General features: G+C 54.8%; 14 protein-coding genes. 5 read left to right on the top strand and 9 right to left on the bottom strand.

Annotated features, from left to right (window positions below; translation table 11 throughout):
• Positions 1–29: 29 nt before the first annotated feature.
• From AC1Z3F_RS08715 to coaA, 8 genes are all read right to left on the bottom strand, one after another.
• Complete coding sequence (locus AC1Z3F_RS08715; RefSeq protein ID WP_483565564.1) at positions 30–1,505, bottom strand: glycoside hydrolase; 1,476 nt, start codon at positions 1,503–1,505, stop codon at positions 30–32.
• A 337-nt stretch (positions 1,506–1,842) separates the two neighbouring features.
• Positions 1,843–2,922 carry a tRNA (adenosine(37)-N6)-threonylcarbamoyltransferase complex transferase subunit TsaD gene (tsaD, locus tag AC1Z3F_RS08720; RefSeq protein ID WP_444613912.1) on the bottom strand — a complete coding sequence of 360 codons (1,080 nt, stop codon included), beginning with the start codon at positions 2,920–2,922 and terminating at the stop codon, positions 1,843–1,845.
• Entirely contained in the window at positions 2,919–3,398 is a 480-nt protein-coding gene (gene rimI / locus AC1Z3F_RS08725; RefSeq protein WP_444613913.1) for a ribosomal protein S18-alanine N-acetyltransferase, read from the bottom strand. The genes tsaD and rimI overlap by 4 nt, the downstream gene beginning before the upstream one ends.
• Positions 3,395–4,072: a tRNA (adenosine(37)-N6)-threonylcarbamoyltransferase complex dimerization subunit type 1 TsaB gene (gene tsaB, locus AC1Z3F_RS08730; RefSeq protein WP_444613914.1), complete on the bottom strand. Its 678-nt coding sequence runs from the start codon at positions 4,070–4,072 to the stop codon at positions 3,395–3,397. Before tsaB ends, rimI begins: the two co-directional genes overlap by 4 nt.
• A complete protein-coding gene (tsaE, locus tag AC1Z3F_RS08735; RefSeq protein ID WP_483565565.1) occupies positions 4,065–4,643 on the bottom strand; it encodes a tRNA (adenosine(37)-N6)-threonylcarbamoyltransferase complex ATPase subunit type 1 TsaE in 579 nt (192 codons plus the stop codon). Before tsaE ends, tsaB begins: the two co-directional genes overlap by 8 nt.
• Positions 4,636–5,805, bottom strand: a complete 1,170-nt coding sequence (gene alr, locus AC1Z3F_RS08740) for an alanine racemase (RefSeq protein WP_483565566.1) — start codon at positions 5,803–5,805, stop codon at positions 4,636–4,638. Before alr ends, tsaE begins: the two co-directional genes overlap by 8 nt.
• A gap of 175 nt (positions 5,806–5,980) precedes the next feature.
• Positions 5,981–6,379 (bottom strand): large conductance mechanosensitive channel protein MscL, encoded by a 399-nt coding sequence (gene mscL, locus AC1Z3F_RS08745; RefSeq protein ID WP_131088752.1) that lies wholly within the window; start codon positions 6,377–6,379, stop codon positions 5,981–5,983.
• Positions 6,380–6,501: 122 nt separating this feature from the next.
• On the bottom strand, positions 6,502–7,461 hold the full coding sequence (gene coaA / locus AC1Z3F_RS08750) for a type I pantothenate kinase (RefSeq protein WP_483566949.1): 960 nt from the start codon (positions 7,459–7,461) through the stop codon (positions 6,502–6,504).
• Positions 7,462–7,628: 167 nt separating this feature from the next.
• Here coaA and glmS point away from each other — a divergent pair, with 167 nt between their 5' ends.
• On the top strand, positions 7,629–9,500 hold the full coding sequence (gene glmS / locus AC1Z3F_RS08755) for a glutamine--fructose-6-phosphate transaminase (isomerizing) (RefSeq protein ID WP_131088753.1): 1,872 nt from the start codon (positions 7,629–7,631) through the stop codon (positions 9,498–9,500).
• Positions 9,501–9,584: 84 nt separating this feature from the next.
• Here glmS and AC1Z3F_RS08760 read toward each other — a convergent pair whose 3' ends face one another.
• Positions 9,585–9,863, bottom strand: a complete 279-nt coding sequence (locus AC1Z3F_RS08760; RefSeq protein WP_131088754.1) for an HPr family phosphocarrier protein — start codon at positions 9,861–9,863, stop codon at positions 9,585–9,587.
• A 129-nt stretch (positions 9,864–9,992) separates the two neighbouring features.
• Between AC1Z3F_RS08760 and AC1Z3F_RS08765 the strand changes: the two genes are divergently transcribed.
• The 4 genes from AC1Z3F_RS08765 to AC1Z3F_RS08780 all read left to right on the top strand — a co-directional run bounded on the left by AC1Z3F_RS08765 (position 9,993) and on the right by AC1Z3F_RS08780 (position 14,380).
• A complete protein-coding gene (locus AC1Z3F_RS08765) occupies positions 9,993–10,715 on the top strand; it encodes a TetR/AcrR family transcriptional regulator (protein ID WP_483565567.1) in 723 nt (240 codons plus the stop codon).
• A gap of 71 nt (positions 10,716–10,786) precedes the next feature.
• Positions 10,787–12,766: a PTS mannitol transporter subunit IICBA gene (locus tag AC1Z3F_RS08770; RefSeq protein ID WP_483565568.1), complete on the top strand. Its 1,980-nt coding sequence runs from the start codon at positions 10,787–10,789 to the stop codon at positions 12,764–12,766.
• Complete coding sequence (locus AC1Z3F_RS08775) at positions 12,763–13,902, top strand: mannitol-1-phosphate 5-dehydrogenase (protein ID WP_131088757.1); 1,140 nt, start codon at positions 12,763–12,765, stop codon at positions 13,900–13,902. The genes AC1Z3F_RS08770 and AC1Z3F_RS08775 overlap by 4 nt, the downstream gene beginning before the upstream one ends.
• Positions 13,903–14,029: 127 nt before the next feature.
• On the top strand, positions 14,030–14,380 hold the full coding sequence (locus AC1Z3F_RS08780; protein ID WP_131088758.1) for a holo-ACP synthase: 351 nt from the start codon (positions 14,030–14,032) through the stop codon (positions 14,378–14,380).
• Positions 14,381–14,525 lie beyond the last annotated feature (145 nt).

Genomic DNA, 14,525 nt, shown 5'->3' on the forward strand with positions numbered 1-14,525 from the left:
GTGGATTGTGCACGGTGCTGGTTGGGCCCTCAGGCTGAGGGTGCGACGAGTCTGTTCTCTTTGATTTGTGCGGCGGGCTGATTAGCCTCTCGCGTTGCTACTGAGAAGTGAGAGATCGTAACTGCTCCTTCTCCAACAAAGGCTCCGGCACGACCGGTTGGCCTGTCGTAGAGCCGAGTACTTAGAACTGTGGCGTCATCTAAAGTGGCTACGCACAAATCTGCATCCACGATGACTTCTAGTTCGTGGTGCCCCGGTTCGAGGGAACATGGTCGTTCCAGCTCGATCGCGAAGGGTACATCTCCGGAGATATGCCATTGTTCCGTCCCTGTGGCCCGTCGTGGCCACCGGTCGAGAACTAGCCGTCCACGATGTGGTTCAAGTCGAAGCGCATAGCCTTGGTCTCCGTCGGCGCTGGCGCGCAATAGGACACCAAATTCTCTGGTTCCCTCTTCCACCTCGAAGTGAGCACGTAGGCGGAATGCGCTTGGGGTGTTCTTATCGGTGAGGATATCGCTGTAGCCATCGGCTGCATCGAGCCGGGTCCCGGCAGGCAATGAATCTTCTTGACTGGTGAATATTGACCGGAATTCTTGAGGCGGATGAAAAGCTAAGGTTCCGTCGCTGCGCTGCTCAGCTTCAAGCACGGACATGGTTCCTGCCCATTGCCACGGCCTGTCATCATGTGAGTCTTCTTTGGAAGCAATCCAGCCGAAGAATAACCGACGTCCATCGCGTTCCGCAGACTTAGCTGCGTAATAGGCCCGACCGTCGAGGGTGTCGTATTCGGGAACAATCCAAGGCCCCTTTAGATCCCGTGCCATTCGATAGCGTGTGGTAAATGCGTCACTGAATTCGGAATAGACCATGTACCACCACTCCCCTATCTGGAAAACTTCAGGGCATTCGTGAGCCACGTAGCGTCGTGGATCCCAGAACGGTTCCACTGGTTCCCAGTGGTTGAGATCGGTGGAGGTGCACTGTGCAATGGTCCCGCGGCGTCGTTCCGGGCCGCTTTCGTGGCGAGCTGCGATGAGCATTCGCCACAACTTCGCGTCGGCATCCCAGAAGACAAATGGGTCTCGCCAATCTCCAGACTCATATCCTTGGCCAGCTCCGAAGGTGTGTTCCGGGTGGCGTTGCCAAGAGGTCATGTTGTCGTGGCTCGTGGCGTGCATAACCAGCTGAAGTGCCCGGCCGTCTTGTCCGAGGTTTTCTGGATTTTGTCCGGTGTAGAAAGCGTGGTGTGTACCTTGATCATCAAGCACGATACTGCCGGTGTAGATGTTGAAGTCATCGGCCAACGGACCACCGGATGCGATTGCTTCACCGTCTTCACGGTAGATCACCAGGTCTTCGGTTGTAACGCGGTACCAAGGCATTCCCCCGGTGGTAGCTCCGCGATCTTCGTGCAGGTAGAACAGATGGAAGACTCCATCTTCCTGCCAAGGAATGACATCGCCGACCCACGCGTCGTTCGGCTGGTAAAACCCTCGTGCTGTCATGCTCTGTCTCTTCCTTGAGGTTAATCGGTTAAGCATCACTTTAGTGGCGTGAGTCACAATTGGTCAACCGGTTAAGCAAAGAAATTACAAACGTACTTTTATGGGTTCAAGTGCAAGGACCCATGAGACGCTAGGTGCCTCATGTTGAGCGTTGCACTGACTGCGGAACCCTATGAACCTGCAGCAATGCGGCGCGGTTGCCTGAGCCAGCTCTTATCCTCGGCAGTTAAGAAGTTTCAGAAAGGCGTGACTCCGACGTTAGAAGACAAAAAAGTCGCTCCTGAATGCAGAACAACTCATGCATTCAGAAGCGACCATCGTCCGGACTTCTTATGAACTATGCCGTGGGCGATAGAACGATATTCGTGACCGGCTGCGAAGAATCGGTAGCAAAGTCCAGTCCCGATGGCGCAACACCGTCAGCAACCAGCTGGGCTCCTAGCGCCGCGACCATTCCGCCGTTATCGGTGCAGAGGGTGAATGGTGGCACGACCAAGGCGATGCCCGCAGAAGCGCAGCGAGCAGCAAGTAGTTCGCGCAGTCGAGTATTTGCCGCGACTCCCCCGCCCAGGAGTACTGTCTTCAGGCCGTGCTCTTGCATAGCGCGAACGGCCTTGGACGTAATCACGTCAACAACAGCTTCCTGGAAGGAAGCTGCAATGTCAGCCACGGGGATTTCTTCACCGTTGGCTTCGAAGTGCTCTACGCAGCGAGCCACTGCAGTCTTCAAACCGGAGAATGAGAAGTTATGCCGGTGCTTGCCTGGATTCTCTTCGCTGCCCACGAACTTAGGCAGGGTCAATCCACGTGGGAATCGGAAAGCCTTACGGTCCCCATCCTTGGCTGCCTTGTCGATGGCAGGCCCACCCGGGTAGCCCAGGCCTAGCAGTCGCGCGGTCTTGTCGTAAGCTTCGCCGGCTGCATCATCGATAGTGGAGCCAAGTAGCTGCACGTCATTGGTCAGCGAGGTGACCTTCAAGATTTCCGTATGCCCGCCCGATACCAGCAAGGCACCAAAGGTTGGTGGAAGGATGGTTCCTTCTAGAACACCTACACCAACGTGCGCCACCAAGTGGTTGATACCGTACAGCGGCTTGCAGGTAGCTAAGGCCAATGCTTTGGCAGCCGAGACACCCACCATCAGTGCACCAGCTAGTCCGGGGCCACTGGTCACTGCGATAGCGTCAATGTCATCTAGAGTCAGCTCAGCGGTGTCTAGTGCAGACTGCAGAGTGGGAACAAACGCCTCAAGGTGTGCACGCGCAGCAATCTCAGGAATCACTCCGCCAAAACGTACGTGCTCATCCATGGAGCTAGATACCGCGTTGGCTAGCAACTTGTTGCCTCGTACAATGCCCACACCGGTTTCATCGCATGACGATTCAATGCCTAAGACAATTGGTTCGGTGGTGCTCATGCTTTGTTGTCTTCCTCTTGTCCCTGTAGGGCATCCAGTTGCATCCTCATGATCAATGCGTCAACGCCACCCTTGTAGTAGCCCACACGTCGATGAATGGTTACGAATCCCATTGATTCATACAATGCAATAGCCGTTGGATTATCAAAACGGACTTCCAGCATGACGTCTAGTGCTTTTCGTTCCTTAGCCGTCTGAACCAGTAGCGTCAGAAGCTTACGTCCGAGACCTTGTCCTTGGAATTGCGGACTAATGGCAATGGTCTGGACGTCGCTGATAGGCAGGACCGTGCACAGCCCGGCATAACCAACAACTTTGTCTTCACTCTCGTAAACCCAGTAATTGCGAGTGTCGCTGTGCGCCAGTTCTGATTCAAAAGCAGCTAGTGGCCACGCGTCTTCTGGAAACAGTTCAGTCTCTAGTTTGTGGACTTCAGGAATATCACTGACAGTCATCTCACGAAGGGTCACGCTCATGCTTTAGCCTGCTTCATGAACGCCGGGATCTGCGCGTCAGACTCCCGCAAATACTGCGGTGCAGTATTTGACAGGTCTTTGCCCGCTGCCAGATCTGCGATTCCCCGCTGCGCCAGGTTGGCCGCATCGGCAATCCATTCAAAGGACTGCTCTTGTGGTTGAGCACCGGCTTCCTGGAGTTGTTCCGCATACAGCGCTGCTCCCACGCCAAAGACTGGAAGTGATGGAAGCGTGGAGGCCGCAGCAACATGTGGTCCATCAAGGATGTCACCGTTCTGGTTGTAACGAGCCCAGTAGACTTCTTTGCGCCGCGCGTCCGAAGCAACGATAAATTCCTCAGGTACGTTTGCCTCTTGCCTCACGTGTTCGGCGAGCGCATGAAGAGACATCACGCCATGCACCGGGACGTTCCATACAAATCCGAAGGTCCGCGCCGCAACAAGTCCCGCACGAAGTCCAGTATATGGACCGGGGCCAACGCCAACGAAGATTCCGGCGAGATTCTTGCCTTCGTCATTGTTGTCAGTCAGTAGTTCTCGCACGTAGACAGCCAGTGTTTCAGTTTGGTCATTGCCCTTGGGCGACGTTTTCTGGGCGATAACTGAACCAGTAGTGGAATCGACCAGTGCTACCGAGGTATGCGCAGAGGTATCGATGGACAGATAGTTAGGCATGCTTCTCTCCGGTGCGCTGCGCGTTGATAGCAGAGCGCAGGTTGTCTTTCAGCTGAGCAAAGTTTTCTGAGTCCCAGCGTGGGCCGATTGCTTTGAGCGTGAACTCTCTAGGTTCATCCAATTCTTCTTCGGATTCTTCCCATGGATTCTCTACGGCTGCGGCATTGACCTCGCGGTCCAAGGTAATTTCTAACCGTGAGTCGGTTAGGTGCTCCACTTTGCCCAGACCCCATTCAACAACGGTGACTGATTCAGCCAAGGTTGATTCTAGGTCTAGGGTGTCCACGTCATTCTGATCTTTCAGACGGTAGGCATCAACATGAATCAACGTCGGTCCGTCACCCAACGATGGGTGTTGGCGTGCCAGGACAAAAGTTGGGGAAATAATTCCTTCGCGAACATTTAGCCCAATACCCAGCGACTGTGTCAGCGTGGTCTTTCCTGCACCTAATGCGCCGGTAAGGATCACAAGGTCACCAGCGATGAGCTGCTCCCCTAGTGCCCGTCCCAGTGCTTCGGTTTGAGTGAGGTCAGTTAGCTGGCAGGTAAATTCCTGATTGGCCTCACTCACCAGCTTCACCCCAGCTTCCCTCTACGTAGAAGCGAGGCACGCGTGGTGAGACGCGAGTGACAACTTCATAGTTAATGGTGTTCGCTGCATGAGCCCAGGTGTTCACCGATTGCCCACCCTTACCAAAGATGATGGCTTCTGCACCCAAGAATTCTTCTGGATCAATGTCTGCTCCGAGATCGATAACGCACTGATCCATGGCAATACGTCCGCGCACTGGGTAACTGCGACCCTTGATGGTGACTGGTGCACCGGTAGCAATGCGTGGCAAGCCATCCGCATAGCCCATGGGAATTAGACCGAGGTAGGTTTCGCCTTCGGTCTTATATTTCAATCCGTAGGAGACTCCTTGACCGGCGTGTACCTTTTTCACGTTGGCTACGCGGGTGACCACCTTCATTGCTGGTCGCAGTCCCAAACTCTCGGGTGAATCACTCTCAAAAGGACTCAGGCCATACAGTCCAAGGCCTAAGCGCACCATGTCGTGGTGTGCATCTGGGCGCGAGAGAATGGCAGGAGTATTCGCGATGTGGCGGACTTCTATATCAAATCCGGCTGCTTCAACCATCTCAATAGCTTTGCTAAACAGGGCTAGCTGTTCATCGGTTTCTGGGCGCTCTGGTTCATCTGCCACCGCGAGGTGAGAGAACAGTCCAACGACGCGAAGCAATCCTTCTTCCTGGAAAGCGTTGGCGCGATTGAGCAGATCCGGGAACGCGTCCATAGTGGATCCGTTACGTCCCAGTCCGGTGTCAATCTTCAGATGAATACGTGCTGGGGTTTGTACGCAGCGTGCAGCGACAGCGACGCGTTCTAGTTCCCAGCCGGAGACACCAAGATCAAGACCGGCAGCAATGGCGGCTTTAAATGGTGTGTCTTCGGTGTGGAGCCAAGCAAGGATTGGCGCTTCGAGTCCCGCTTCGCGTAATACCAGGGCCTCAGTGACGTGGGCACAGCCAAGCCAGCTTGCCCCACCGTCGACTGCTGCTTTGGCTACTGGGATAGCGCCGTGGCCGTAGGCGTCTGCTTTAACAACGGCCATCACTGCTGCTGGAGCTACTACGTCAGAGATTTGCTTGACGTTGTTACGGATAGCCGACAAGTCAATAATTGCTCGGCGTTCAAATCCGTTGCTCTGCGCATTCTCGGTACTAGTTGTCACGTTGCTTTCTTCAAGCGCTTCAGAGTTCACGTATATATCTTCCCACTTTTCCCTCTGGGTTGCTGTGATGTCTCTTGCGCAGTACAGCACATTGATGAGTTAAAGCTAGAAGGGACGGATTGAAGCATCTGTTGATGCTTCAATCCGTCCCTTAGGAAACGGTTGCGTGGATCGTTTAGCGCAGGTTCTTCAGTTCGTCGCGAATCTGCTCCAGGATAGCCAGCTGTGGGTCTGGCTCTTCCTCGACCTCTTCTTCGGTCAGGCCTCGACGAGCTGCGAGCTTTTCATTGACCTTCTGCATTGGCAGTACCAATGCGAAGTAAACAGCAGCAGCGATCAGCAGGAAGTTAACAAGTGCGGTCAGGAAGACACCAAACTTGATGTCAACACCGTTGATGTTCAGCAGCAGGAAGCTGTCGAAGTTTGGGGAGCCCACCAATGCAGCGATAAGCGGCATCAGAATGTTGTCAACAAGGGCGGTAACTACGGCGCCGAAGGCAGCGCCGATCACAACAGCAACGGCCAGATCGACAACGTTGCCCTTCATAATAAAATCGCGGAAACCTTTAAGCATGTTTAGAGCATACACAGGAGTAGCACAGGATCAAGTGCAAATCTCCAGATGAAATCGATTAATTCGGCAAACTCTCAGGTTACGTTTCCCGCGCGTATATTCTCCATCCGAATAATTTCAGGCTAAATTTTGCGCAAAAGCATACGTCGCACCGAGTGATCCGCGGATTTGCGCAGAACTAGCTGGGCGCGCCCGCGAGTAGGCAAGACATTTTCTTTCAAATTTGGCTCATTGATCCGTTTCCAGATTCCGTGAGCTGTCTCACGTGCTTCTTCATCGCTCAACAGCGAGTACTTGTGGAAGTAGCTGGCTGGATCCGCGAAGGCACCAGAGCGCAAACGCATGAAGCGGTTGATGTACCACTCTTCAATGTTGCTAGTGCGGGCATCAACGTAAACGGAAAAATCAAAGAAGTCACTCAGCGCAAGACCCACGGTTCCATCAGAACGGGTACGTGCAGGCTGCAACACGTTCAGCCCTTCAACAATCAAAACCTGTGGGCGGCGAACTACGTTGCGCTGCCCCGGGATGATGTCATATGTCAGGTGTGAGTACACCGGCGTACTTACTTCAGGCACACCCGACTTCACTGCAGAAACAAACCTCAGCAATGCACGGCGGTCATAAGACTCAGGGAAACCCTTGCGGTGCATGATCCCACGGCGTTCAAGCTCTGCGTTGGGGTACAAGAATCCGTCAGTAGTAATCAACTGAACGTCAGGAGTCTGTGGCCAGCGGCGCAGCATTTCCTGCAACACTCGAGCGGTGGTTGATTTACCTACAGCTACAGAACCAGCCACACCAATAACAAATGGAGTGCGCGTGGTCTGTTCACCAAGGAATGTAGTTGTTGCCTGATGAGTCGCTCCGGCGCCTTCGACGTAGAGATACAACAGGCGGCTCAGGGGCAGGTAGACGTCCCGGACCTCTTGGAGGTCCAGTTCATCACCAAGGCCACGAAGCCGTTCAATGTCAGCAATGTTTAGTGGCTGTTCCATCTGGTCAGACAGCCGCGCCCAGGTCTCGCGCTCAAGATCAACAAAAGGCGAGATGGGTGTTTCAAGTGTTCCGTGTGGTTCCACGAGGTCAAATTCTGCCAAGAATATGCTCTACATCCCAATTAAGGGGTCGCACTACCAACTTGCTGGACCTGTATTTCTTACTGCTAGTGGCAGATCCCATAGCAATTATTGAGTGCTCAAACACGAATATTCCCATCGAAAGGGTTTGACCCGGTAAGATTTTGCTCATGTGCGGAATTGTTGGATATGCAGGAACCTCGAGCCGAGTTGTCGACCACGACGCCCTCGACGTTCTAATTGAAGGTTTGCGTCGATTGGAATACCGCGGTTACGACTCGGCTGGTGTCGCAGTTGTTGCCGATGGCGCTATTCATTCTCGGAAGAAGGCCGGCAAGCTGGCTAACCTCGAAAATGAAATTGCTGAAGCTCCATTGCCTAAGTCAATGACTGGCATTGGACACACCCGTTGGGCAACCCACGGTGGGCCGAGTGATGGCAACGCCCACCCACACCTAGCCGATGGTGGCAAGCTCGCCATGATCCACAACGGAATTATTGAGAACTTCGCCGGAATCAAGGCTGAACTGGTTGCCGAAGGCGCCACGTTCCTTTCTGAAACCGACACCGAAGTAGCAGCTGCCCTGCTGGGTAAGCTCTACACCACTGAAGCAGCAGGCGACTTGACCCTTGCCATGCAGCTTGCAGTAGCCCGCCTTGAAGGTGCCTTCACCTTGTTGGCAGTCCACGAGGACCACCCAGGTGTTGTTGTGGCTGCGCGCCGTAACTCGCCATTGGTTCTTGGCTTGGGCGACGGGGAGAACTTCCTCGGTTCAGACGTTTCCGGCTTCATCGACTTCACCCGTCGTGCTGTGGAACTGGGCCAGGACCAGATTGTCACCATTACCCCAGATACTCACACCATTACAGACTTCCAGGGCAACCCTGCTGAAGGTAAAGAATTCACCGTTGACTGGGATGCAGCCAGCGCTGAAAAGGGCGGCTTCGCCTCTTTCATGGAAAAAGAAATCTATGACCAGCCTGCCGCTGTGGCAGATACCCTCTTGGGACGTTCAGACGCTAATGGCCGTCTAACCCTTGATGAGTTGCGTATCTCTCCAGAGGAACTGGCTAAGATTTCCAAGATTGTTGTTCTTGCCTGCGGTACCAGCGCTTACGCCGGTTCTGTAGCTAAGTACGCAATTGAGTCTTGGTGCCGAATCCCAGTTGAGGTAGAGCTCTCCCACGAGTTCCGCTACCGCGAACCAATCGTTGACGAGAACACCCTGATTGTTTCCATCTCCCAGTCCGGCGAGACCATGGATACTCTGATGGCTGTTCGTTACGCCAAGGAACAGGGCGCTAAGACCCTGTCCATCTGTAACACCAACGGGTCCACCATCCCACGTGAATCCGATGCAGCGCTGTACACCCACGCTGGTCCGGAAATCGCAGTGGCTTCCACCAAGGCATTCTTGGCTCAGATCACCGCAACCTACCTGCTGGGCCTGTACTTGGCACAGTTGCGCGGCAACCTGTTCCAGGGTCAGATCAAGGACATCCTTGCTGACCTCGGCAAGATCCCTGCCAAGATCCAGGACATCCTGGACCGCGGCGAAGAGATCAAGTCTGTTGCACGCAAGATGGCACAGGTTCCATCGGTATTGTTCCTGGGTCGCCACGTTGGCTACCCAGTAGCAATGGAAGGCGCCTTGAAGCTCAAGGAAATCGCCTACATCCACGCTGAAGGTTTCGCCGCCGGCGAGCTGAAGCACGGACCGATCGCCCTGATCGAGCAGGACCAGCCGGTCTTCGTGGTGGTTCCTTCCCCACGTGGCCGCGACTCCCTGCACTCCAAGGTTGTCTCCAACATCCAGGAAGTTCGCGCCCGTGGCGCTAACACCTTGGTTATCGCGGAGTCCGGCGATGAGGACGTACGCGCATATGCAGAGTTCGTCTTCTACGTACCGGAGACCCCAACCCTGCTGATGCCACTGTTGACCACCGTTCCACTGCAGCTGTTCGCTTGCGAGCTAGCTTCGGCAAAGGGCTACGACGTTGATCAGCCACGTAACTTGGCTAAGTCGGTAACCGTGGAGTAATCCACGCACCATCCCACGCGAAAGGTCCACACCATCTTGGTGTGGACTTTTCGCTGTTAACTCACAATTCTCGAAGCGATACTTCTAGCTGGCGTCGTGGTCAGTTTCGAGAACTGAGGCCAACGTTTCGAGAGCTTCTGCGGCACCGGCATCTTCGCTGCGTAGCACCACTACTTCCCCGTGCTCAGCGCCCAATCCCATCAGCGTCAGAATGCTGCTGGCATCCCCGGCGTCTTCAGCTGGTTCGCCTTCGCGGGCAATGGTGATTTCGAAATCATAGTCGCTGGCGGCCTCTGCGAAGATCGCGGCAGGGCGTGCGTGCAAACCGACTCGACTGCCGATGGTGGCGGTACGTTCAATCATCTTTTTCCTTTGATCGTTAGTTGATTTTCAAAGACATCTCAGCCTTGAATCAACCGGTGGCTATTTAGCACGTGAGCGCTCATGTGATTCACTTCATATAACAGCGCTATAAGTGGTAGGGTAACGCGTATGGGTTCCAATGACCAGTTGCCACCAAAAACTCGCCTGCTGCAAGCTGCTACCGAGTTGCTCGCCAACGCAGGCAGCGAGCCGGTGTCGACTCGGCAAATCACCAAACTCGCCGGTGTAACCGCACCAACGCTTTACCACCACTTCAAAGACAAGGAAGGACTATTTGATGCAGTAGTCACCGCCGGATTCGAAGAGTACCTTGCAGGCGAGAGAGCCCTCGATATTGGTTCCAATCCCATCGAAGACATCCGTCGCCTCTGGGACGGCCACGTCCAGTTTGGCCTTGATAAAACAAATCTTTATTTAGTGATGTTTGGCAATATTCGCCCAGAGAGCCGTCCGGCAATCGTGGCGGAAGCTGAACAGCTGGTGGCAGAACGGTTAAACCGTGCAGCCATAGCAGGAGAGTTGAAAGTCCCACCGCGAGAAGCCGCACGCAGCATCATGGCCGCCAACGTTGGTGTGACTTTAATGCTGATCGCCGAGTCAGCCGAACGACGAAATTTGGAGTTGTCCACGATGACGCGGGACTCCATGATTCAGGCAGTGTTCAATGAAGAAGCCCACGCCCAGTTCTCCGAACCCACCAATCAATCCTCCGTCGTGGTCGCCGCCATTGCTTTGAATGCGGCGCTGCAGTCCTCTAGCTCTAGTGAGTTATCCAGCTCAGAACTTGAGCTGTTCTTGGAATGGCTTCACAGGATCTCGGCCTCCAGATAGCCTCGAAGTCCCACGACCACCCATCATCTCCAGACCTACTACCGCCTACGGGCACATTCTTAGGATTAGTCATGGAAACAGAAACGGTTGAAAAACCACGCGCCGGCTTGAGAGTCGGTGTCCAAAAGTTTGGCACCTTCCTCTCAGGCATGATCATGCCCAACATCGGTGCGTTCATCGCTTGGGGCCTCATTACGGCCCTGTTCATCCCGGATGGCTTCCTGCCAAACGAGAAACTGGCGCTGCTGGTAAGTCCAATGATCACCTTCTTGCTGCCGCTGCTCATCGGTTACACCGGTGGACACGCGATTCATGGTTTGCGCGGTGGCGTTGTTGGCGCCGCAGCAACCATGGGTGTGATCGTGGGTACCGATATCCCAATGTTCATTGGCGCAATGATCATGGGCCCGTTGGCCGCTTGGGTCATGAAGAAGTTGGACACACTCTGGGAAGGCCGCATCAAGCCTGGCTTTGAGATGCTGGTTAACAACTTCTCCGCCGGTATTGTCGCAGCCATCATGGCGATCTTCGGCATGCTACTGGTTGGACCAGCGGTCAAGGCTTTCAGCCAGGGCGCGGCAGCTGCCGTTGATTTCTTGGTTCAGCACGGTCTTTTGCCACTGACCAGCATCTTGATTGAACCAGCCAAGATCCTGTTCCTGAACAACGCCATCAACCACGGCATCTTGACCCCACTGGGTACTGAGGAATCACTGCAGACTGGCAAGTCTTTGCTGTTCATGCTTGAATCCAACCCTGGCCCAGGCCTTGGTCTGTTGCTGGCCTACACAATCTTTGGCCGTGGCATGGCTCGCGCTTCTGCCCCAGGTGCTGCGCTGATTCAGTTTGTCGGCGGTATCCACGAAATTTACTTCCCTTACGTTCTGATGAAGCCAGTCATCGTATTGGCTCCAATCCTCGGTGGCATGACCGGTGTCTTCACCTTGGTCATCACCGGTGCGGGTCTACGCTCCCCTGCTGCCCCGGGCAGTATCTTGGCTATCTACGCGGCCACTGCCTCAGATAGTTATCTTGGGGTCACTCTCTCGGTACTGTTTGCAGCCATCGTTTCCTTTGTTGTTGCCGCAGTGATCTTGAAGTTTGCTAAGCAGTCCGAAGGGGATGAGCTAGGCGAAGCAACCTCCAAGATGGAAGCCATGAAGGGCAAGAAGTCTTCTGTTGCTTCTGCATTGGTGAGCGCTGGTGCAATCTCCGGTCCAATCCGTTCAGTAGTCTTCGCTTGTGACGCCGGTATGGGTTCAAGTGCCATGGGCGCCTCGGTATTGCGCAACAAGATCAAAGAAGCTGGCTTTGGTGATGTGAAGGTCACCAACTCGGCCATCGCTAACCTGAGCGACACCTACGACATTGTGGTGACCCACCAGGATCTGACTGACCGGGCCAAGCCTAAGACGCAAAGTGCCACGCACGTATCGGTGGACAACTTCATGAATAGCCCACGCTATGACGAGATTGTTGAGTTGGTTCGCACCAGCAATACCGCGCCGGATGATTCGGCTACCTCGGCTGCTCCGGCGGCTGCGGCGGCTCCAGTTGCTGCTGCAAACACCGAACCGGAGGCTACCGAAGTTCAGGAATCCGAGGCACAAGGCGCCAGCAACGTCATTGACTCCGACGGTGTGGTTCTTGAAGGATCCGCCACCGAACGTGATGGTGCCATCAACGAGGTAGGACAGCTACTGCTAGCACGTGGTGCAGTGGATGCAGACTACGTAGCAGCCATGCATGAGCGCGAGACCTCGGTCTCTACCTACATGGGTAACTTCCTGGCCATCCCGCACGGCACCAACGAGGCCAAGGAGCATATCAACCACTCGGCCGTCGCCGTGATCCGTTACTCGCAGGGTATCGACTGGGGCGGCAAGGACGTGAAGTTTGTTGTGGGCATCGCAGGCCTCAACAATGAACACCTGAAGATCCTCTCGTCTATCGCCAAGATTTTCACCAACAAGGAACAGGTCGCCCAGTTGGAGCAGGCCACCTCCGTCCAGGAGATCCTTGATCTATTCGGAAAGGTCAACACCAAGTGAAAGCCGTACATTTTGGAGCCGGAAACATCGGTCGAGGCTTCGTCGGGCTATTGCTGCACGAAGCCGGCTATGAGATCGTTTTTGCCGACGTCGCAGCGGAACTAATCGACAGCCTCGCCGCTGCCGACAGCTACACCGTGCATGAAGTAGGCCAAGAAGGACAGGACAAGGTCGTCACCGGCTTTAGCGCCCTGAATTCTGGCTCGCAGCAAGCAGAGGTCATCGAAGCAATCGCCACCGCTGACCTAGTGACCACCGCGGTTGGCCCGCACATCTTGAAGTTTGTTGCCCCGACCATCGCACATGCACTGGCTCAGCGTTCGGCTGATCTTGGCCCACTGCACGTGATGGCTTGCGAAAACGCAATCAACGCCACCGACATCCTGCAGCAGGAAATTACTTCTGCTTGGGAAGGCTCGGAAGAAGATCTGGTTACCCGCGCGATCTTTGCCAACACCGCAGTAGACCGCATTGTCCCCGCCCAGGCTGCCGGTGCACATCTGGATGTCACCGTGGAAACCTTCTACGAGTGGGTTATTGACCGCACACCATTCAATGGAAATGAGCCGGTCATTCCCGGCGCCACTTTTGTTGATGATCTCGGTCCGTACATTGAGCGCAAGCTGTTCACCGTGAACACCGGACACGCCAGTGCTGCGTACTTCGGTTCCGTGGCCGGCATTGAGAAAATCGCTGACGTCATGGCCAATGAACAGATCGCTGCGAAGGTCAACGCGGTACTGCAGGAGACCAAGGCACTACTGGTCGCCAAGCACGGTCTGGATCCAGAAGTTCAGGAAGCTTATGTACAGAAGATCCTGACCCGCTTCACCAACCCGCACCTTCCGGACACCGTGGGTCGCGTTGGTCGTGCACCGATGCGTAAGCTCAGCCGCCACGAACGGTTCATCGGCCCAGCCGCTGACCTAGCAGAGCGTGGCATGCCGGTTGCCGCCTTGTCGGAAGCCATCGTTGCGGCGCTGCAGTTCAACGCACCAGATGATGCTGAAGCCGTGACCCTGCACGAGATCTTGGCTTCCCAGAGCCCGGATGAGGCCACCTCCTCGATCACGGGGCTGGAGCCAGAGCATCCGCTGTTTGCACAAGTTAGTTCTTTGATCGCCCAGAGCGCCTAACAACACTCTGGATTGATCAGATCCGAGGGGTCTCGCGGCGCCATAGGGCAACGCGAGACTCCTCGGTCGTTAAGCGGGGCAGCATGACAATGAATTTTCCCTAGTGCCGGCCGATATACTGGAAAGCATGATTGCAGGTATCGGAGTGGACATTGTTGACGTGCCACGGTTTGGCCGACAGCTCGAAAAGACTCCACGCCTCAAGGAGCGTCTGTTTACCGAGGAAGAACGAGTCCTTCCCCTGCGTTCTCTTGCAGCCCGTTTTGCTGCCAAGGAAGCCATTGCCAAGGCACTGGGCGCACCGGTGGGGATGAACTGGCAAGACTGCACGATCCGCAAGGATGAAGCCGGAGATCCTCAGGTGCACATCACCGGTTCCGTGGCTGCGGCCAGCGAGCTACGAGGAATCACTTCATGGCATCTGACTATGTCTCATGATGGCGATATGGCCATTGCGATGGTTGTCGCTGAACGCTGAGTATTCTCTATCCAAAGAATAACGACACGTTAGACACTAAATAAGGCTTCGCACAGCTGATTTGAGTATTGTTTGTCTTATGATCTCTGTCTACAGTGTTGCGCAAATTCGTGGGGTTGAGGCCCAAGAGATTTCCAAACGCGGT

The organism is Glutamicibacter sp. MOO4 (assembly GCF_056934395.1).